Source organism: Micromonospora sp. WMMD710 (assembly GCF_029626045.1).
Classification (GTDB): domain Bacteria; phylum Actinomycetota; class Actinomycetes; order Mycobacteriales; family Micromonosporaceae; genus Micromonospora.
In genome coordinates this window covers 3936665-3956226 of sequence record NZ_JARUBD010000001.1, presented here as the reverse complement: position 1 = coordinate 3956226, position 19562 = coordinate 3936665, and the positions used below count along the sequence as shown (strand labels likewise).

Here is a 19562-nt window from a genome sequence, read left to right as displayed (position 1 = left end):
GTGCCGCACCGACCTTGGTCGACCGCGGGGTCTCGACTTTGGTAGCTGGTTGTCGGCGCCCGTGCTGCCTAGCATGGGCGCGTGACCCGCGTCGCCGTCCCGGAGCACCCCTGGCTGCTGCCAGGGGAGCTGGCCGTGCCGGTCGACCGTGCGCGTACCCATCCGCGTCGCACCACCCGCGACTGGATCGTGGACGGCCTGGCGTTCCTGCTCGGGCTGCTCTGGGTGCTGTTCGTCACCGTCGACAGCCTGTCGCCGGCTCCCGAGACGGCGATCCCGCTGCCGCACGACTGGATGGTCGGCGCGGACGCGCTGCTCGGGCTGGCCTGCTGCGGGCTGCTCTGGCTGCGCCGACGGTGGCCGCTCGGGCTGGCGGTGGCCACCCTGCCGCTCACCCTCTTCTCGTTGGCCGCCGCCGTCCCGCTGTTGATCATGTACTTCACCGTGGTGGTGCACCGGCGGACCGCCGTCGCGATCGCGATCACCGGTGTCGGCCTCCTCACCAACCTGGTCTTCAGTTGGCTGCGCCCGGACCCGGCATGGCCGTACTGGGCCACCGTGTCGTGGGGTGTGGTGATCACCCTCTCGGTGCTGGCCTGGGGGATGTTCGTCCGGGCCCGCCGGCAGTTGATCGTGTCGCTGCGGGAGCGCGCCGAGCGGGCCGAGGCGGAGCAGCAGCTCCGGGTCGCCCAGGCCCGCCACCTCGAACGCACCCGCATCGCCCGGGAGATGCACGACGTGCTGGCCCACCGGATCTCGCTGCTCAGCCTGCACGCCGGCGCGTTGGAGTTTCGTCCGGACGCTCCGCCGGACGAGGTGGCCCGAGCCGCCGGGGTGATCCGGGGCAGCGCCCACGCCGCTCTGCAGGACCTGCGTGAGGTCATCGGGGTGCTCCGGGCCGAGGGCGGCGGCGACGCCCCGGAACCGCCGCAGCCCACCCTCGCCGACCTGCCGGCCCTGATCGCCGAGTCGCGGGCGGCCGGGGTGCGGGTGAACGTGAACGACGGCGTCGTCGCGCCGCAGGACGTGCCCGCCGCGCTGGGCCGGGCCGCGTACCGGATCGTGCAGGAGGGGTTGACCAACGCCCGCAAGCACGCGGCCGGGGCGGTGGTCACGGTGGACCTGGCCGGTGGGCCGGGCATCGGGCTGACCGTGGCGATCTGCAACCGGTGGCCGGTGGGCGCACCGGCCGGCGACACCCTCCCGGGGGCCGGCACCGGCCTGGTCGGTATCACCGAGCGGGTCACCCTCGCGGGCGGCCGGGTGGCGTACGGCCGCGACGACGCGGGCGACTTCCGGCTGGCCGCGTCGCTGCCGTGGCCGGCGTGACCGGGCCGTCCGGCGGGCCTTCCGGCGTGGCCGGGCCCTCCGGCCCAGCGGGGGAACCGGTCGCGTCGCCGGTGCGGGTGCTGATCGTCGACGACGACGCACTGGTCCGCGCCGGGCTCTCGATGATCCTCGGCGGCCTGCCGGACCTGACCGTGGTGGGCGAGGCGGCCGACGGCGCTGAGGTGCCCACCGCGGTCGACGCGTACGCCCCGGACGTGGTGCTGATGGACATCCGGATGCCACGGGTCGACGGGCTGACCGCCACCGAGGCGCTGCGCGCCCAGCCGCACCCACCGGAGGTGCTGGTGTTGACCACCTTCGACGCCGACGAGCAGGTGTTACGGGCGCTGCGTGCCGGCGCCGCCGGGTTCCTGCTCAAGGACACTCCGCCGGCGGAGATCGTGCACGCGGTACGTCGGGTGGCCGCCGGTGAGGCGACGCTGTCCCCGTCGGTGACCCGGAAGCTGATCGCCCACGTGACCGCCCCCGGCACCCCGGCCGGTCCCGACCCGCGCCGCGAGCGTGCCTCGCGGCTGCTCAGCGGGCTCAGCGAGCGGGAGCGGCAGGTCGCGGTCGCGCTGGGTCGGGGCCGTACCAACGCCGAGATCGCGGGGGAGTTGTTCATGAGCGTGGCGACCGTGAAGGCGTACGTCTCGCGGCTGTTGACCCGCCTCGACCTCAACAACCGGGTCCAGGTGGCCCTGCTCGTCCACGACGCCGGCCTCGTCTGAGCAACCTCATCCGTGTCATTCCGCTGCGGAGGATCTGCTTACCGCGTAGGGGAATTGAACTTTCGTCCGGTGCCGGCCGTACCTATGGCAGAGGATGTCGGTGCGGTGGGTCCGCCGTACCGCTGCCGAACTGCGGGAGGCCTGCCGTGCGAGTTGGTGAGCAGTCGACGGATCCCATCGATCAGGTACTGGGTGAGGTGCCGGTGCCGGCACCGCTGACGCCCGAGGATGTTCGGCTCGCGGTCCGGGCGGTGGTGGTGCACACCGCCGAGGAGTGGCCGACCGGGCCGCTGTGCCGCAACGACGGCGCCTCCTACCCGTGCCGCCTGCACCGCTGGGGGCGGCGGGTGCTGGAGACGCACGGGCTCAACGAGCGGCAGATCGAGGCGCTGATCCGGCACGGCAACCCGTTCGTGCACGTACCCTTCCCGTTCACGGCGACCGGGCCGTCGCGGCAGCAGGCCGCGCGGGTCGTCCCGCCCGGGGTACGACCGACCGCTGCTGGCCGGCCGGTGACTCCCCCCGTCACCGCGCCGCGCTGGCCCCGGGCGAGCTGAGCGCGGCACCCCTCCGCCCGCCCGACCCGGGGCACACGACGTCGGCCCGCCGCGAAGATTCCCCCTCCGCGTCGGGCCGACGTCGCTCCGGCCGATCAGCTCAGTTGCCGACGCCGCAGTCCGGCGCGGACCAACTCGTGGTGTTCGAGCTGCGGTCGCTGTTGTTCTCCCGCCGCGAGTCGACGTGCACGTGATCGTCGTGGTCGGGGTAGCCCGGCCCGTAGATGCCGCTGAAGCCGTTGTTGCGGGCACCGCGGGCGACCTGGCACAGCGACGACGTCCGCGAGGTGACGTCGGCCGCGTTGCCGTAGAGGTGCTGACTGTCCGACACCCCGCCGACCTGGTCGTTGCAGGCGCGGCTACGGAATCCGCTGGACACGTTGAGCGGCTTGTCGCCGAGGCTCTTGCGCAGCGCCTCCAGCTTCCACATGGTGCGCAGCGCGTTCTGCTTGGTCTGGGCCGCCGACAGGGGGCCGCCGCTCCACCCGCTTCCGCCGCACCCGTTGTCCAGCTCGCTGTAGCTGAAGTGGGCGGGCGTGCAGTCGTTGTCCTGTAGCTGGTACAGCTTGGCGAAGGTCTGGGGGCCGGCGATCCCGTCGGCGCGTAGCCCGTACGCCTGCTGGAACCGTTTGACCGCGGCGGCGGTCTTGGGTCCGTAGCGGCCGTCGTTCTCCACGATGTCCCGGTAGCCGGCCCAGCCGGCGACCCGGATCTGCAGCTGGCGGACGTCGTCGCCCGAGCGCCCCTGGGTCAGGGTGCGGTTCCACGTGTAGCAGCCGTCCGCATGCGCCGCCGGCGCGGCGACCACCGCGGCGATCGCTGCCCCGGGCAGCGCCAGGGCGAATGCGACGGCGGCTCGCTTCCAGGTCTTTACGCGCACAGAAGTCCTCCCGATAGGAGAGCGAATGGGGTGGCTTCGGGACATCCACCGAGGCGTCCCGCGATTTCCACCCTCGCACTGATCGCGACGGTTGGCGGCAATTAACGAGAATTGTCCTCACGATCCGCGATTCCTGGGGCTTGGCTGTGAATTCGACTGATTTGCGAAACAGCCATTTACTCCCGATCACCCCTGAGTTGGTCAAGTGCCACCGAACGTCACAATCAGCCCCACCGAGGGTGATGTTCCTCGGCCCGCGGAGCGCGGTACCGTCAGCGCGGGGCGGTGGACTGGCGGAGGTGCACGTGGCACGCGGTGGCGTCTTCTGTGTCGAGGGTCAGTGGCACCGCGACCTCAACGAGCGGGGCTCGGTGCTGCCCACCCTCGAGTTGCTGGAGCGGCTCGGCAAGATCCGCTTCATCCACAAGGACGCGGCCACCCGCGACGAGCTGTTCTACTTCCTGGACCGGTGGCTGCTCAAGCAGTACGCGGACCACCGCGTCGGCTTCTTCGCCATGCACGGCGAGCCGAGCCGACTCTGCCTCACCGACTGGCAGTCGGTGGAGTTGAGCGAGGTCGCCGATCTGATGGCCGGCCGGTGCGAGGGGCGTCGACTCTATTTCGGCAGCTGTTCCGTGCTGCGCGCCTCGGACGCCGTGCTGCGCGAGTTCCTGGACGTCACCGGAGCCGCTCTGATCTGCGGTTTCACCCGAGAAGTGGACTGGGTCGAATCGGCGGCCTTCGAAACCGTTCTCCTCGACGTGCTGGCCAACGGGCAACGACACAATGCCGCCGAGCTGCGGATGGGCTCGGCCCACTGGGCGCCGCTCGCCTCGTACCTCGGCTTTCGGGTGATCTACGCCAACGGCCGGGCCTGGCGCCCGTCCGGCCGCCCCCGGGTGCCCCGCCAGGCGGTGCACCGCACGGCGGCCCCGCCCCGCTGACCCGCCGCCCTGCCGCCACCTGGCCGCCGTCGCCCTGGTAGGAACGAGGCATGGCGCCCAGCATCGCGAAGAACACCCGGGTAGACCGGGACACCCTGCTCGACTTCCTCCGGCCGCGACACCGCGTCGTGCTGATGACCACCCGGGCCGACGGCCGCCCGCAGTCGTCCCCGGTCTCCGCCGGCATCGACGAGCAGGGCCGGCTGGTCGTCTCCACCTACCCCGAGCGGGCCAAGGTGACGAACATCCGCCGCGACCCCCGGGTGTCGGCCTGCGTGCTCAGCGACGACTGGAACGGCCCCTGGGTGCAGATCGACGGCACCGCCGAGGTGCTGGACCTGCCCGAGGCGCTGGAGCCCCTCGTCGAGTACTTCCGCAGCATCTCCGGCGAGCACCCGGACTGGGACGACTACCGCGCGGCGATGGTGCGCCAGGGCAAGTCGCTGATCCGGGTCACCATCGACTCGTGGGGCCCGATCGCCACCGGCGGCTTCCCCGCCCGCCTCGCCGACTGACCGCTGCCGGTCAGTCGACCAGGGCGGAGTACACGAGCTGGCGCAGGTGCGAGCGCAGCGGGTACGTGCTCGACGGCATCAGCTGCGTGAACAGCAGCGCGGTGATCTCCTCGGTCGGATCCACCCAGAACGCGGTGCTGGCCACCCCACCCCAGTAGTACTCGCCGACGCTGCTCGGGACCCGGCTGGGGATCGGGTCGCCGGTGACCGCGAAGCCGAGCCCGAAGCCGATCCCGTCCAGGGTCGTCTCGGCGAAGCCGCCGGTGGACAGGGTGCCCAGGTCCTGTCCGCCGGGCAGGTGGTTGCGGGTCATGAACCGCACCGTGCGTGACCCGAGCAGGCGGACCCCGTCCAGCTCGCCGCCGCGCAGCAGCATAGAGGTGAAGCGGTGGTAGTCGGCGGCGCTGGAGATCAGACCACCGCCGCCGGAGAGCAGGCCGGGCTTGCGGTACGCGAGCGCGCCGAGGCTGTCGTGGCGGACCGCCTGACCGCTGCGGGGGTTCGGTACGTAGAGCGCGGCCAGCCGGTCCGCCTCGTCGCCGTCCACCCACCACCGGGCGTCGGTCATGCCGAGCGGGCCGAAGATCCGGTCGGCGAAGAACGCGTCGAGACTCTGCCCGGAGATCACCTCGACCAGCCGACCGAGCACGTCGGTGGCGACCGAGTAGCCCCAGGCGGTGCCCGGCTGGAACAGCAGCGGCAGCGCACCGAAGGCCGCGCAGGCGCCCGCCAGGTCGACGTCCGCCGGCGGGTACAGGTCGTATCCGGCGGCCCGGTACAGCCCGTCGACCACCGAGGTCTGCATGAAGCCGTACGTCAGGCCGGCGGTGTGGGTGAGCAGGTGCCAGACCCGGATCGGCTCGACCGCCGGCACGGTGTACGGCTTGAGCGTCGAACCCTTGGAATAGACCCGCAGGTCGGCGAACTCCGGCAGCCAGCGGCTGATCTCGTCGGTCAGCTCGAACCGGCCCTCCTCCCACAGCATCATCGCCGCGACCGAGGTGACCGGCTTGGTCATCGAGTAGATCCGCCAGAGCGTGTCGGCCTCGACCGGGGCACCCGACTCCCGGTCCCGCAGCCCGTACGTCGAGGAGTGCGCGACCTCGCCGCGGCGGGTGACCACCACCTGCCAGCCGGCCAGCCGGCCGTCGTCGACGTACCGGCCGAAGTGCTCGTCGATGCGCGCCAACCGCGCCGGGTCGAAACCGAGCTGATCCGGGTCCATGCTCCGAGCGACACTCACGTCGCCGAACCTACTAGCCGGTACGCCCGCACCGGAAGGGGGCAGCCTTCAGCCTGCCCGTCCACGGGCTGTCGGTGGCCGCCACTAGCCTGACCGGATGCCGGAGCTGACCGAGGACGCGACCTTCCGCCACGAGGACTGGTACGCCGAGGAGTTGACCGACCGGCACTTCGTGGGCTGCGAGTTCTTCCAGGTGGATCTGACCGAGGCGGTGAGCCGGGGTGCGGTCTTCACCGGCTGCACGTTCGGCAACGTGCGGTTCAACGCCTCCCGGCACGTCGATTCGGCCTTCACCCGCTGCGTCTTCAAGCGATGCAACTTCTTCGAGGCCGAGTTCACCGGCTGCAAGCTGGTCGGCAGCACCTTCGCGCAGTGCGACCTGCGCCCCTTGCGGGTCGACGGCGGGGACTGGTCCTTCGTCGCGCTGCCCGGCGCGGATCTGCGCGGCGTCCGCTTCACTGACGTCCGGATGCGCGAGGCCGACCTGACCGGGGCCAACCTCACCGGCGCCACGGTGACCGGCGTCGACCTCTCCGGTGCGCAGCTGCACCACAGCCGGCTGGGCGGTGCCGACCTGCGTCGCAGCGACCTGACGGCGCTCGACCCCACGACCGTCGAGCGGGCCGGTGCCATCGTCGACGCCGATCAGGCGGTGCTCATCACGCAGGCGCTCGGCTTCCGGATCGGCTGAGGCGGGGCGCGCGGGCGGGCGGCCGGGCGCGGCCCGGTTGTCCGATACCGTCCGGTTCCGGACTGGACAGGTCCGCCGGTCCGGATCTAGCGTGTCGTCCACGCCGGTGCAAACGTCAAACGGCCCACAGTGGATGGTGCGATCCGCGACGGTCGATGGTGGCCGGGCGGTGGAGGTGGAGGGTCGGTGGCGGACGAAGACCGCGTGCGGGCGGATTCCCGGGCCGGAGGCGAGCAGTCCGACATGCCGGCATCGCACCGATGGCGGGCCGTCAACGCCGGGCAGACCCGCAGCACACTGCGCCGAATCGCCCGCGCCCGGCAGCGCCGACGCTGGGCGGTGGAGGGGCTGGCCGTCCTCGCCTGCCTAGCGGCGCTGGGCACGTACCTGGCCACCCGGTCCGGCCCGGAGCCCGGCGACGACCTGGCGGGTCGCTCGGGCGTGCCCGCCGGGGCCACCCGACCCTCCGGCTTCCCCGCGGCCGAGGGACGCACCGGCGACGTCGGGCCGGCGACGCCCGGCCTGCGCCCCCGCCAGCGTCCACCGTCGCCCGACCCGACGCCGTCGGCCAGTGCGCCCGCGGCCCCGCCACCGTCGACGGCGCCCACCCTGTCGGTGAGCCGGGCCGAGGCTCCCGGCGAGATCGATCTCACCGCCGTGGGCAGCCGGGACTGGATGCACTGGGGGTTGCACGGCGGCACGTCGTCGGTCCGCAAACGCGGCGGATCCGGGGAGATCGTCGACGGGGGAGGCAAGGGTGCCAGGGTCGGCTGGGACGGCAACCAGGAACTCGTCAGCTGGCGCGACGGCACGCCCGAGCGGTCGGAGAGCGACAGCTCGAACGGTGTCTACACCTGCGGTGCCGGCAACGGCTTCAGCCTCGCGATCGCCGGCAGCGGTGAACCGCGCACCGTCCAGGTCTACGCCGGGACCTGGATGGCACGGGGTCGGCTGGACGCGTGGCTGTCCACCGGTGGGCCGGTGAGCAAGGTGCGGTTGGAGGACCCGTACACCAGCCAGAGCGCCCAGTTCACCATCCGTTTCCAGCTGCCGAAGGGTGCCCGGCTGCTGTTGAGCTGGACGGTGGAGAAGGCCTTCACCCCGCACTGCGGCAACGTTGGCCTCCAGGCCGTGGCGGTGCGCTGACCGACTGCTCCGCGGGACAGTTTGTCCGTCGCGTACCGTCGATGGCGTCGTAACTTTCTGCTGTCCCCGTGCAACCATCCATTGTGGAGGCAGCGCAGATGAGCAGCAGTACCGCGCACCGCGTCCGTCCCGCCGCCCCGTCCGGCGCCGGCGAAGCGTCCGGGGAGGTGCTCCGCGACATCCCCCTGCCGCCGTACGTCACTGTGGAGGACGCCCAGTTCGCGGTACGGGCGGTGGTGGTGCACGCGCCCCGGCGGTGGTCCGGTGGCGTGGTCTGCCGCAACGACGCCAGCCCACACCCGTGCCGGCTGCACCGCTGGGGCACCCGCGTGCTGGCGTTGCGCGGGCTGCGGGCCGCCGAGATCGCCGCGCTCATCGAGCGCGGCGATCCCACGGCTGTCGTCCGTCCACCCGACCGCCCGGCCTGAGCGTCCCGCCGGCCGCGGGGGCGGTCAGCAGGTGATCGGCTTGATCCAGGAGCACTCCACGCCCTCCGGCGTCCGCGGCGTCTCCGGTACCGCCGGGGCTGCCATCCGGGCCGTGGTCGTCGCGCCCTCGCGGTAGCCGGCCAGCGTCACCGCGATCTGGTCCTCCAACGCCTTGACCGACGCGGTCAGGTAGTTGTTGAGCAGGATGGAGAACGCCAGCAGGTGGCCATCGGCGCTGGTGACGTAGCCGGACAGCCCGGACACGCCGGTCAGGCTGCCGGTCTTGGCGTGCACGTTGCCCGCCGCCGGGGTGCCGGCCATCCGGCTGCGCAACGTGCCACCGACGAACCGTTCCGGCTGTCCGGCGATGGGCAGCGCCTCGTACCAGGTGGCGAACCAGGGTTCGGCCCGGACGGCGGCCAGCAGGTCGACGAACTCCGCCGCCGGCACCAGGTTGCGTCGGGACAGGCCGGAGCCGTCGCGTTGGCGCAGCGAGCCGGTGTCCATGCCGGTGTCGGCGACGTACTCGCTGATCGCGGTGATGCCGGCGGACCAGGTGCCCGAGCCGGACAGCACCCGGCCGATCTCCTTGGTCAACACCTCGGCGTGCCCGTTGTTGGAGAGCTTGAGGAACGGCGTCATCAACTCGCCCAGGCTCATCGAGTCGTGCCGGGCCACCGGGTGCGCCGCCTCCGGGGTGGGCTGACCGAGCACGGTCCGGCCGAGCACCCTTACGCCGTGTCGTTTCAGGGCCGCGCGGAACACGTCGGCCGCGTAGCCGGTGGGTTCCCAGACCGTCACCCAGTCACTGGCCGGGTCGTCGCCGAGCGCGATCTGGCCGGTCACCACGACCGTGTTCCCGCCGTGCTCGCGCTCGATCGAGATCGAGGTCTCGCCCTCGGCGACCGTCTCGGCGCGGTTGTCGATGCGGACGTACCCGGTGGCCGGGGTGGTGCTGACCACCGCCGGGGCGCCGGCCCGGGCGGCCGGCGCGGCGTTCACGATCACGGTGCCCGCGTCGTAGTCGGTGTCCGGCGCGACGGTCAGCGCGGAGACCTGCGCGGCGTAGTAGTAGGGCTCGTCGTCCCAGGTCCAGTCGGGGCCGAGGCGGGTGCGGTCGTAACGGGTGTCATCGGCGATCAGGTTGCCGGTCACGACCCGTACGCCGTCGGCGGCCACCTGCGCGGCGAGCGCGTCGTAGTCGGCCGCGAGCATGGTCGGGTCGCCGCCGCCGCGCAGGTAGAGGTTGCCGGAGAGCAGGCCGGCGCGACGCGTGCCGGTGGTCCGTACGTCGGTGGTGAAGTGGTGCCCGGGGCTGAGCAGCGCGAGCGCCGCGGTCGAGGTCAGCAGCTTGGTGTTGGAGGCCGGGATCAGCCGCCGCTCCCCGTTGCGGTCGTAGAGGGTCTGGCCCGTGCTGGTGTCGACCACGACCACGGACGCCTGCGCGCCACCCAGTCGGGTGTCGGCGAGGATCGTGTCGATGGTGGCGCGAAGTTGGGTCGTCGCGGGGGTCGGCGACTCGGCGGTGACGCCGGGCGCGCCGGCGGTGGCCGCGGTGGCGACCAGCGCGAGCAGCGCGAGCGCCCGAGGAAAGAGACGGCGATGCATGGGCTGATGCTGCCACGAAGGTATTCGCCGGAGAAGGGCCTCTGGCGAAGGTTATTGCCGACCTTGTCTACGTCGGCCGTCCGACGGACCGGTCGTGCCCGCCCCAGTAGTGCCGCTGCGCACCCATGATCAACGGTGCCACCAGTGCGGCGATCGCCCCGCCGAGCAGGGGAAAGACGATGAACAGCCAGAGTTGGCGCAGGGCGACGCCGCCCTCGAAGACGGCCGGGCCGAAGGCGCGGGCGGGGTTGACCGCCGCGCCGGTGAGCGTCACGCCGACCAGCTGGGTGGCGGCCAGGGCCAGACCGATGGCCACGCCGGCGACGCCCGGATCTTCGCTGCGGCTGGTCACCACCAGGACGACCAGGACGAAGAGGAACGTCAGGATGAGTTCCAGTACGGCCGCTCCGCCCCGGTTGATGTGCGCGCCGTACCCGTTCGCGCCGAGCGCGCCGGTCTGGTCCGCCACCTCGCCCCAGCGGGTCAGTGCCCAGAGCGCGAAGCCGGCCACCGTCGCGCCGGCGAACTGGGCGATCCAGTACGCCACCGCGCCGATCACCGTGATCTTGCCGGAGAGTAGGACGCCGAGCGTGACGGCCGGATTGACGTGGCTGCCGGACAACGGGCCGATCGTGTACACCAGGGCCAGCATGACGAAGCCGAAGGCCAGCGCGACCACCACCACGCCGCCCTGCACGCGTGCCGCGACGGCGGAACCGACGCCGAAGAACACCAGCAGCAGAGTGCCGAGGAACTCGGCAGCTGCGCGACGGGAATCTTCCATTTCCCCAGCATAAGGACAATCCGGGCAGGCTGGGCGGGATTGCTGGTCTGTGATCGACACGACGACCGACGCCGGGCAGACCGCGCGGTGCACTCCCGTCCGGACGGCTGGCTGGACGTCGACACCGACCGCGACCGGTGGACGACGCGCGCACTCATCAATGCCACCGGCACCTGGACCAGGCCGTTCTGGCCGCACTACCCCGGCCGGTCGTCGTTCCGCGGGCGACAGCTGCACACCGCCGACTACCGGGGGCCGGGCGAGTTCGCCGGCCAGCGGGTGGTGGTGGTCGGCGGCGGCACGTCGGCCGTGCAGTTGCTCGGCGAGGTCTCCACCGTCGCGGCGGCCACCACCTGGGTGACCCGTCGACCGCCGGTGTTCCGCGATGAGGAGTTCGGCCCGGAGCTGGGCCGGGCCGCCGTGGCCCGGGTGGACGAGGCGGTACGGGCCGGGCGCCCACCGGGCAGCGTGGTGGGGGTGACCGGGCTGCCGGTCACTCCCGAGGTGCGTCGGCTCCGCGAGCGTGGCGTACTCGACCGACTACCCATGTTCGACCGGATCACGCCCGACGGGATCGCCTGGTCCGACGGCCGGTCCGTGCCGGCGGACGTGATCCTCTGGTGCACCGGCTTTCGCGCGGCCCTCGACCATCTCGCACCCCTGGGGCTGCGCGCACCGGGCGGCGGAATCACGATGGACGGCACCCGGGTGGTCGCCGACCCGCGGCTCCACCTCGTCGGGTACGGCCCCTCGGCGAGCACCATCGGCGCCAACCGGGCCGGCCGCGCGGCGGTCAACGAGATCCGCGCGTTGCTCGCCCCCGCCGCCGCACTCGACTGATCCCGCTCTATTTGACGGATGGCCTGATAGCGGGCACCGTTGGCCAGGACGGGGCCTGTCAGCTGCCCCGATGCCGCGATGCGACGGCGACGATCGTCGTCGTGCAGGTCGCCTCCCACGTGTGCTCGTACGCGGACCGACTGACCGGTCTGCGCGGTAACCGACCGCGAGCCGAGATTCCACGAGGAGTTCCGCCAATGCTCACCATGACCGACAACGCCGTGCTCGTCATCCGTGACCTCGCCAACCAACAGGACGTCGCCGAGGACGGCGGGGTGCGGATCGCCGCCGACGCCGAGGCCGGGTCGCTCACCGTGGAACTGGTGCCCGAGCCGGAGCAGGGCGACCGGGTGGTCGACAACCAGGGTGCCCGGATCTTCCTCGACGCGGATGCCGCCGAGTTGCTCGGCGACGCCTCCGTGGATGCCACCGTCGACGACGAGGGCATCATCCAGTTCGGCTTCACCGAGCGGCAGTAGGGCGGGCTCAGCCAGTCCGGCGGGTCGCTCCGCCGTGCGGCCGACCTCGCTGCGGCGAATCCGGTCGGTGCCGGAATCCGGTGTCACCGACCGGGCGCAGCAGGGCGGTCAGCACGTGCGCCAGATGATGCGACGTGCTCCACGCCGCCCAGTTGGCGGCCGATCCGGCGCCGGCTCCGCGCCGGGCCCGACGTAGCAACTCGTGGTCGCCCCAGGAGAAGGCCGCGCCGGCGCTCGGCCAGTGCGGCGCCGACACCAGGGTGCGGCACAGGTCGGCGAACCGCCCGTCCCCCCGCCCGCCCCGGCGTGACCAGCGGTAGACCCACCAGTCGCCGTCGGCCGTGTACCGAACGGTGGGCAGCCGGTCGCCGGCCTCGCCGGTGCCCGGCACGGCCGGCCCGACGCCGTAGTCGCCGTAACCGACCCCGGTGTCGGTCAGCCGCTGCCAGAGCTGCCAGTCCCAGCGGTCCAGCCGGACCGGCTCGTCGGTGGGCAGGCGGGACAGCGTCGGCGGCATCCCGCCCGCAGCCACCGTCACCGATCGCCAGGCGTGCCGGCGTGCCCACTCCAACAGCCGGCGTACCCGGGCCTCGGCGAGGCGTACGTCCGCCCGGCAGCACACGTCTCCCGCGTCCACCAGCAGGTCGCACTCCTCCGGCGCCAACCCGGTGAGCCGCCAGATCCGCTCCACGGAGGCGGTGCTCGCGTCCGGCCCGGCCCGGTCCTGGCCGGCTCGCAGCCGGATCAGCGCACGCCGGCCGTACGCCCGCGCCGCCGCGCCGTGCGCGACCAGCCGGCGGTCGCTCTCCGCGAGCCCCAGCACCGGCACCAGCGGTACGCCCCAGCGCACCAACTCCGTGTCCGGGCCGTCGGCCAGGGCGGTGACGTCGACGGCCGGCAACAGCCCGACGGGCAGCCGGCGCAGGGTGTCGATTGTGGATCGGACCGCCGCACCGACCTCCAGGATCGGGGCGAGCAGCGGGACTGCGGCCGGGTCGAGGTGGTTCAGTGCCTCCAGCTCTCCGCGCCGGCCGGCGAGGATGGGACGGTAGACCGGTCCCGCCGCGCGGCTTTCGTGGGCGGGCACCATACTTCAATCTAGCCAGGTAAATGCATGTCTCCCAGGTCGTCGAGGTGGAATCCGGGTGCCCGGCTGTCGGGTCGGCGACTACGCTCGCCCGATGCGCACGCCACCCCGCCGCTACCGATCCGAGGACGAGGACAGCGGCCGGTGGATCGGCTTCCCGTTCCGGGCCGGCGACATCGTGATCAGCACCCGGTCCAAGAGCGGCACCACCTGGATGCAGATGATCTGCGCGCTGCTGGTGCGGGGCACCACGGAGTTGCCGGCGCCGCTGACCGAACTGTCACCCTGGCTGGACTGGCTGGTCGAGCCACGGGACGTGGTGTACCGCCGGCTGGCCGCGCAGCCGCACCGGCGGATCATCAAGACGCACACCCCGCTGGACGGCGTACCCCTCGACCCCCGGGTGCACTACGTGGTGGTGGCCCGGCACCCGCTGGACATGGCGGTCTCCCTCTACCACCAGGCCGGCAACCTGGACCGGGCGCGGGTGGCCGAGCTGACCGGTCAGCCCGTACCCGCCGGGCCGCCGGCGCCGCGTCGGCCGGTCGAGCAGTGGCTGGCGAGCTGGGTCGACCGGGAGGCGGACCCGCGCACCGACTTGGACTCGCTGCCCGGGGTGCTGTGGCATCTGAGCGACGCCTGGGCCCGCCGGCACGAGTCGAACGTCGCGCTGGTGCACTACGACGACCTGCTGGCCGATCTGGAGGGCGAGATGCGCCGGCTCGCCGGACGGTGGGGCCTGGAAGTCCCCGCCGAGCGCTGGCCGGAGCTGGTCGAGGCGGCCACGTTCGGCCGGATGCGGGAGCGCGCCGACCAACTGGCCCCGGACGGCCACGGAGTGCTGCGCGACCGCCGGGCGTTCTTCCGGCGGGGGGGCTCGGGGCAGGGCCGCGACCTGCTCGACGCGTCCGGCCTGGCCCGCTACCAGCGGCGGACGACGGCCCTGGCCGCACCCGACCTGCTCGCCTGGCTGCACCGCTGAGACTGCGCCGCCCGCTGAGGTGGTGCGTGGACGAGCGCACGGCGCCGCTTCGACCGTGGTCGGAACGTCGCCGCGCTCTGGCCGTCTCCCACCACCGCAGCCGTTCGGCGGTACGCCGGCGGGGACCTGGCTCGACCGGCCGCTCGCGCCGGTCAACGTCACGATCCCCGGTCGGTGGGGATCCAAACCTGCCGGGCGTGGCGAATTCCGCCATTCGCGAGTCCCGGCGTGGTGGGCCGTCGAACGGGGTATGAGCGCGGCATGGAGCATTTCACGATCGCGACCGTCGCCGAGAAGAGTCCCGACTTCCGGCGGGTGCTGTGGACCGGGGAGCACACCCAGCTGGTCATCATGACCATCCCGCCGGGCGGGGAGATCGGCGAGGAGGTGCACGAGGGGATCGACCAGATCCTGACGTTCGTCAGCGGCACGGGTGAGGCCCGCGTCGCCGGTGAGAAGCGGGATGTCGTCTCGGGCGACCTGGTCGTGGTGCCTTCCGGCACGAAGCACAACTTCGTCAACACCGGCCCCAACCCCCTGGTGCTGTACACCGTGTACGGCCCGCCGGAGCACGCCGACCAGGCCGTCCACCACACCAAGGAGGAGGCAGACGCGGCCGAGGCCGCCGGAGAGGACGAGCCGCCGACCGAGTGACGCTGGTGGCGTCGGCCTGATCGGGGCCGATCCGGGTACCCACGGCGGATGCGGCGGCAACCGGCGATTTCCGACTACGGGTTCCTTTCGGATTCCCGTTCCGGCGCGCTGGTCGGCGTGGACGGCTCGATCGACTGGTGGTGCCCGGATCGCTTCGACGGCGCGTCCGTGTTCGGTCGGCTGCTCGACCCGCACGCCGGGCACTTCCAGGTGGCCCCGGTCGGCGTCGGCGGGCCGGGGTACCGGGTGGAGCGCGCGTACCGGCCGGACACGCTCGTGTTGCGGACGGTGCACCACACGCCGCACGGCAGTGTGGCGGTGACCGACGCCCTGGCCGCCGAGATCGGTGCCCGCGCCCACGAGCTGGGCAGGAATTCGCCCGCCGTGCTGATCCGGGTGGTCGAGGGGCTGTCCGGGCGGGTCCGGATGGTGTTGGATTTCGCGCCCCGCCCGGAGTACGGCCTGCTCACGCCGTACCTGCACGAGCAGCCGGGCGGCGGGGTGCTGGCCGCCGCCGGCCCCGCGCTGCTGGTGCTGCGTGCCGAGGGCCTGGCGCTGCGGGCCGATCGCGACCGGGTGACCCACGAGTTCGAGGTGTCCGCCGGCCAGGTGGTCGGGATCGACGTGGCGTCCAGCAAGACGTACGGCGACCCGCCCGCCCGGATGGATCCGCTGGCCGCGCTCGCCGAGACGACGCGGGCGTGGGAGGCGTACCGGGAGTCGCACACGTACCCGGGGCGGTATCCGGAACTGGTCCGGCACAGCGCCACGATCCTGACCGGCCTCACGTACGCCCGCAGCGGCGCGGTGGTGGCGGCGCTGACGACCTCGTTGCCGGAGCAGATCGGCGGCGACCGCAACTACGACTACCGCTACTCCTGGCTGCGGGACTTCTCGCTCACCATGCGCGCCCTGTGGGTGGCGGCCTGCCCCGACGAGGCGTCACGTCTGTTCGGCTGGGCGGCCCGCTCGATCGGCCGGTTCGGTGACGAGGCGGTGCCGGTGCTGTTCGGGGTGGAGGGCGAGCGTGATCTGACCGAGCACCACTTCCACCACCTGCGCGGATATCGCGACAGCCGGCCGGTCCGGATCGGCAACGACGCCTGGCGGCAACGGCAGCTCGACGTGCCGGGTGAGGTGATATCGGCGGTGTGGCGGCTGCGCGACTACCTCGGCGCGACGTTCGAGGACGAGTTGCGGGAGATGGTGCTCGGACTGACCGAGCAGGTGGCCGCGACGTGGCACCTGCCGGACCGGGGGATGTGGGAGACCCGGGACGAGGAGCGGCACTACCTGTCGTCCAAGGTGTCCTGCTGGCTGACGATGGACCGGGCGGTGGGGCTCGCCAGCCGGCTCGGTGAGCGGGCCGACCCGCGTCGCTGGGCCGGGGTGCGGGACGAGATCCGCGAGGCCGTGCTGCGCGAGGGGTGGAACGAGCGGATCGGGGCGTTCACCGGAGCGTTCGGGTCGCCGGAGTTGGACGCCTCGGCGCTGGTGCTGCCGGTGGCGCGTTTCCTGCCGGCCTCCGACCCGCGGATGCGGTCGACCATCGCGATGGTGGAGCGGGAGCTGGGCACGGACGACGGACTGGTCCGGCGCTGGGCGACCGACCCGGCCGGCTTCCTGCTGTGTTCGTTCTGGCTGGTGGAGTGCCTGGTGATGGCGGGTGAGCAGCGGCGGGCCGAGGAGCTGTTCGAGCGGGTGGCCGGATATTCCAACGACGTGGGCGTGTTCAGCGAGCAGATCGACCTGACCACCGGGGCGCAGCTCGGCAACACCCCGCAGGCGCTGTCGCACATCGGGCTGATCAACGCGGCCTGGCGGTTGACCGAGCCGCAGAGCTACTGATTCGCCGGCCGTAATCCTGCAACAGACCTGCAAGCGGCAGGCATTGACGCTGATGGTTGCGCGATCGCCGGCATCAACACCAACTGGGGTGACACCGCCCGGTTCAGCCGGATCACCATCGTCGGCGACCCGGACCGGGAGACCTCGATCTGCGTCAAGTACAAGGGCGTACCGAAGGGCAGCGAGCCCACCGAGATCGGCGAGGGCGCCGACGGCGTGAACTGCCTGTACTCGCCCTCGGACATCACCTACCAGTAGACCCGGCAGGACGGCACCCCGCGGACCGCCCGGTCCGCGGGGTGCCGACTCCTCACACCATCAGGGGTACGCCGGACACGTCGACCGTGTCCGGATACTTCAGCCCGGCGCCGGTGTTGAGCACCACCACCCGTTCACCGGCCCGGATCCAGCCCCCGGCACGCAGCTGCCGTGCCGCGGTCAGGCAGGCCGCACCCTCCGGGCAGAGCAGCAGCCCTTCCCGGGCGGCGAAGTCCCGCAGGTCGGCCAGGATGTCCGCGTCGTCGACGGCGACCGCCGTGCCGGAGGACTCCCGCAGCGCGGCCAGGATCAGCTCGTCGCCCAGCGGCGCCGGCACGGTGATGCCGAACGCCACGGTGTGTGCGTCCACCCACGGCTGTGCCCGGTCCTCCCCGGCGGCGAACGCCCGCACGATCGGCGCGCAGCCGGTCGACTGCACCGCCACCAACCGGGGCAGCTTGTCGCCGACCCAGCCCAGCTCACGCAGCTCGTGCAGCGCCTTGTGGATGCCGATCAGGCCGACGCCGCCGCCGGTCGGGTAGATGATCACGTCGGGCACCTGCCAGCCGAGCTGCTCGACGATCTCGTACCCCATCGTCTTCTTGCCCTCCAGCCGGTAGGGCTCGCGCAGCGTGCCGGCGTCGAAGATCGCCCCGCCGGACTCCGCGATCAGCTCGGCCACCCGCCGGCCGGCGTCGCTGATCAGCCCGTCGACCAGACGCAGGTCGGCCCCGGCGGCCACGCACTCGCGCCGGCAGATGCTCGGCGCCTCCAGCGGCATGACGATGGTCGCGCCCATTCCGGCGCGTGCCGCGTACGTCGCCCAGGCCGACCCGGCGTTGCCGTTGGTGGGCATCGCGATCCGCTCGACGCCCAGCTCACGGGCCCGGCTCACCCCGACCGCCGCGCCGCGTGCCTTGAACGAGCCGGTCGGGATCAACCCCTCGTCCTTGACCATCAGGTCGGCGATGCCGATCTCGGCGCCGTACGCCGGGGCGCGCAGCAGCGGCGTCCAACCCTCGCCCAGCGTGGTCACGTGCCGCGGGTCGGCGACCGGCAGCAGCTCCCGGTAGCGCCACAGGTCGGCCGGACGCAGTCCGAAGCGCTCCGGGGCGACCGCCTTCGCCACCTCCGGCAGGTCGTAGCGGGCCAGCAGCGGCGAGCCGCACCCGCAGAGGTTGTGCAACTCGTCGGCGGCGTACTCCTTGCCGCAGCGCGGGCAGTCCAGATGGGTCAGGTACACGTCGCTCCTCGCCGTCAGACCGCGTCGATGCTCAACCACCGTCGGCTGCGCCGGCCCGGCTCGTAGACCGAGTCCAGTCGCTTGGCGACCACACCGGGCAGCCCCTGCTCCCGCCCGGTGCGCAGAGCCTCGTCGCCGGCACCGGGAAACCACGGCGGAGTCTGCCAGTGCGTACCGGTCAACGCCAGCCCATCGAGCAGCTCACGGCGTTGCGCGTACGGCACGTCGACGCTGCTCACGCCCTCCAGCCAGAGCAGGTCGACGATCAGGAACGCCGCGCCGGCCGGAACCCGGCCGCCTCCGGCCGGTCGGTCACATCCGCATGCTCCGGCAAACCGTACCGCTGGAGGCCGGAGTGTCCGGTTCGCTCGGCGGCCGGGGGTGCGGCGGGGTACAACGGACGTCATGGACATCTCCGACCAGCCCAGCGTCCTGCTCCCCGGTGAGGTGCGGATGCCCCTGCTCGGCTTCGGCACCTGGCAGGCCACCGGCCAGGCCGGCTACGACGCCGTACTGGCCGCGCTCGACACCGGCTACCGGCACCTCGACACCGCCACCATGTATGGCAACGAGCGAGAGGTCGGCCGGGCGGTGCGGGAGAGCGGGCTGCGCCGCGAGGACGTCTTCATCACCACGAAGCTCCCGCCGGACCGGGTGGGCCGCGAGCGCCAGACGTTGGAGGCCAGCCTGGAGGCGCTCGGCGTCGACCAGGTGGACCTCTGGCTGATCCACTGGCCGCCGTCCGCCACGGACAGCATCCCGATGTGGCGGGAGCTGCTGGCCGCCCGGGACGAGAACCTGACCCGGGCGGTCGGGGTGAGCAACTACAGCACCCCGGAGATCGACGAGCTGATCCAGTCGACCGAGGAGAACCCGGCGGTCAACCAGATCCGGTGGAGCCCGTCGCTGTACGACCGGCAGCGGCACGCCGAACACCGGGATCGGGGCGTGGTGCTGGAGGGGTACAGCCCGTTCAAGACCAGCGACCTGAGCGATCCGGTGCTGACCCGGATCGCCGGCGCGCACGGCGTGTCCCCGGCGCAGGTGGTGCTGCGCTGGCACATCGACCACGAGATCGTGGTGATCCCGAAGTCGGTGACCCCGGAGCGGATCACCGCCAACTTCGACGTCTTCCACTTCTCGCTGACGGCGGAGGAGATGCGCGACATCGACGCGCTCGGCGAGGTCTGACCCGGCGGTTTCCTTCAGCTTGTGTCTCGACAGTGAAGGGTATCGACATCGACGCTCGTGACGGTATAGCCTGCCCGTCATCACGTACGTCGATACGTGAACCCGCCGTAGCTGGAGGATCGCC

20 protein-coding genes and 1 pseudogene are annotated in these 19562 nt (G+C 72.4%); 14 read left to right on the top strand and 7 right to left on the bottom strand.

Going from position 1 to position 19562, the window contains the following annotated elements; genetic code table 11:
• The first annotated feature begins 81 nt into the window (after positions 1 to 81).
• The 3 genes from O7620_RS18190 to O7620_RS18180 all read left to right on the top strand — a co-directional run bounded on the left by O7620_RS18190 (position 82) and on the right by O7620_RS18180 (position 2617).
• Positions 82 to 1329: a histidine kinase gene (locus tag O7620_RS18190; RefSeq protein ID WP_278123984.1), complete on the top strand. Its 1248-nt coding sequence runs from the start codon at positions 82 to 84 to the stop codon at positions 1327 to 1329.
• 26 nt (positions 1330 to 1355) lie between these two features.
• On the top strand, positions 1356 to 2060 hold the full coding sequence (locus tag O7620_RS18185) for a response regulator transcription factor (RefSeq protein WP_151487646.1): 705 nt from the start codon (positions 1356 to 1358) through the stop codon (positions 2058 to 2060).
• A gap of 146 nt (positions 2061 to 2206) precedes the next feature.
• Positions 2207 to 2617 carry a hypothetical protein gene (locus tag O7620_RS18180; RefSeq protein WP_151487569.1) on the top strand — a complete coding sequence of 137 codons (411 nt, stop codon included), beginning with the start codon at positions 2207 to 2209 and terminating at the stop codon, positions 2615 to 2617.
• A 100-nt stretch (positions 2618 to 2717) separates the two neighbouring features.
• Here the strand turns inward: O7620_RS18180 and O7620_RS18175 are convergent, their stop codons facing one another.
• Positions 2718 to 3497 (bottom strand): D-Ala-D-Ala carboxypeptidase family metallohydrolase, encoded by a 780-nt coding sequence (locus O7620_RS18175; protein WP_278123983.1) that lies wholly within the window; start codon positions 3495 to 3497, stop codon positions 2718 to 2720.
• 305 nt (positions 3498 to 3802) lie between these two features.
• Here O7620_RS18175 and O7620_RS18170 point away from each other — a divergent pair, with 305 nt between their 5' ends.
• Together O7620_RS18170 and O7620_RS18165 are read left to right on the top strand one after the other, a co-directional pair.
• Entirely contained in the window at positions 3803 to 4441 is a 639-nt protein-coding gene (locus O7620_RS18170) for a DUF6642 family protein (protein WP_278123982.1), read from the top strand.
• 50 nt (positions 4442 to 4491) lie between these two features.
• Entirely contained in the window at positions 4492 to 4956 is a 465-nt protein-coding gene (locus O7620_RS18165; protein WP_278123980.1) for a PPOX class F420-dependent oxidoreductase, read from the top strand.
• Positions 4957 to 4966: 10 nt separating this feature from the next.
• Here O7620_RS18165 and O7620_RS18160 read toward each other — a convergent pair whose 3' ends face one another.
• Positions 4967 to 6199: a serine hydrolase domain-containing protein gene (locus tag O7620_RS18160; RefSeq protein ID WP_278123978.1), complete on the bottom strand. Its 1233-nt coding sequence runs from the start codon at positions 6197 to 6199 to the stop codon at positions 4967 to 4969.
• Positions 6200 to 6296: 97 nt separating this feature from the next.
• Here O7620_RS18160 and O7620_RS18155 point away from each other — a divergent pair, with 97 nt between their 5' ends.
• The 3 genes from O7620_RS18155 (at position 6297) to O7620_RS18145 (ending at position 8464) form a co-directional block, all read left to right on the top strand.
• Positions 6297 to 6890 carry a pentapeptide repeat-containing protein gene (locus tag O7620_RS18155; protein ID WP_278123977.1) on the top strand — a complete coding sequence of 198 codons (594 nt, stop codon included), beginning with the start codon at positions 6297 to 6299 and terminating at the stop codon, positions 6888 to 6890.
• A gap of 186 nt (positions 6891 to 7076) precedes the next feature.
• A complete protein-coding gene (locus O7620_RS18150) occupies positions 7077 to 8036 on the top strand; it encodes a hypothetical protein (RefSeq protein ID WP_278123976.1) in 960 nt (319 codons plus the stop codon).
• A 98-nt stretch (positions 8037 to 8134) separates the two neighbouring features.
• Positions 8135 to 8464: a hypothetical protein gene (locus tag O7620_RS18145; RefSeq protein ID WP_192580071.1), complete on the top strand. Its 330-nt coding sequence runs from the start codon at positions 8135 to 8137 to the stop codon at positions 8462 to 8464.
• Positions 8465 to 8488: 24 nt separating this feature from the next.
• Here O7620_RS18145 and dacB read toward each other — a convergent pair whose 3' ends face one another.
• Positions 8489 to 10072 (bottom strand): D-alanyl-D-alanine carboxypeptidase/D-alanyl-D-alanine-endopeptidase, encoded by a 1584-nt coding sequence (dacB, locus tag O7620_RS18140; RefSeq protein WP_278123975.1) that lies wholly within the window; start codon positions 10070 to 10072, stop codon positions 8489 to 8491.
• A gap of 67 nt (positions 10073 to 10139) precedes the next feature.
• Positions 10140 to 10856 carry an aquaporin gene (locus O7620_RS18135; RefSeq protein WP_151487563.1) on the bottom strand — a complete coding sequence of 239 codons (717 nt, stop codon included), beginning with the start codon at positions 10854 to 10856 and terminating at the stop codon, positions 10140 to 10142.
• An 87-nt stretch (positions 10857 to 10943) separates the two neighbouring features.
• Between O7620_RS18135 and O7620_RS18130 the strand changes: the two genes are divergently transcribed.
• Positions 10944 to 11696: an FAD-dependent oxidoreductase gene (locus tag O7620_RS18130; RefSeq protein ID WP_278123973.1), complete on the top strand. Its 753-nt coding sequence runs from the start codon at positions 10944 to 10946 to the stop codon at positions 11694 to 11696.
• A gap of 197 nt (positions 11697 to 11893) precedes the next feature.
• Complete coding sequence (locus O7620_RS18125; RefSeq protein ID WP_139583212.1) at positions 11894 to 12175, top strand: adhesin; 282 nt, start codon at positions 11894 to 11896, stop codon at positions 12173 to 12175.
• A gap of 7 nt (positions 12176 to 12182) precedes the next feature.
• On the opposite strand, the gene O7620_RS18120 is transcribed toward O7620_RS18125, so the two are convergent.
• Positions 12183 to 13265, bottom strand: coding sequence for a hypothetical protein (locus O7620_RS18120; RefSeq protein WP_278123970.1), 1083 nt, complete (start codon positions 13263 to 13265; stop codon positions 12183 to 12185).
• Positions 13266 to 13356: 91 nt separating this feature from the next.
• Between O7620_RS18120 and O7620_RS18115 the strand changes: the two genes are divergently transcribed.
• The 3 genes from O7620_RS18115 (at position 13357) to O7620_RS18105 (ending at position 16746) form a co-directional block, all read left to right on the top strand.
• Positions 13357 to 14244, top strand: a complete 888-nt coding sequence (locus O7620_RS18115) for a sulfotransferase domain-containing protein (protein ID WP_278123968.1) — start codon at positions 13357 to 13359, stop codon at positions 14242 to 14244.
• 261 nt (positions 14245 to 14505) lie between these two features.
• Entirely contained in the window at positions 14506 to 14898 is a 393-nt protein-coding gene (locus O7620_RS18110; RefSeq protein ID WP_151487560.1) for a cupin domain-containing protein, read from the top strand.
• A gap of 48 nt (positions 14899 to 14946) precedes the next feature.
• On the top strand, positions 14947 to 16746 hold the full coding sequence (locus O7620_RS18105; RefSeq protein WP_151487559.1) for a glycoside hydrolase family 15 protein: 1800 nt from the start codon (positions 14947 to 14949) through the stop codon (positions 16744 to 16746).
• A gap of 310 nt (positions 16747 to 17056) precedes the next feature.
• Here the strand turns inward: O7620_RS18105 and O7620_RS18100 are convergent, their stop codons facing one another.
• Both O7620_RS18100 and O7620_RS18095 read right to left on the bottom strand, forming a co-directional pair.
• Entirely contained in the window at positions 17057 to 18247 is a 1191-nt protein-coding gene (locus O7620_RS18100; RefSeq protein ID WP_151487558.1) for a threonine synthase, read from the bottom strand.
• Positions 18248 to 18261: 14 nt separating this feature from the next.
• Positions 18262 to 18558, bottom strand: a pseudogene (locus tag O7620_RS18095) (ATP-dependent DNA ligase); the annotation flags it as partial.
• Positions 18559 to 18652: 94 nt separating this feature from the next.
• On the opposite strand from O7620_RS18095, the gene O7620_RS18090 reads away from it, so the two are divergent.
• Entirely contained in the window at positions 18653 to 19438 is a 786-nt protein-coding gene (locus tag O7620_RS18090) for an aldo/keto reductase (RefSeq protein ID WP_151487557.1), read from the top strand.
• Positions 19439 to 19562 lie beyond the last annotated feature (124 nt).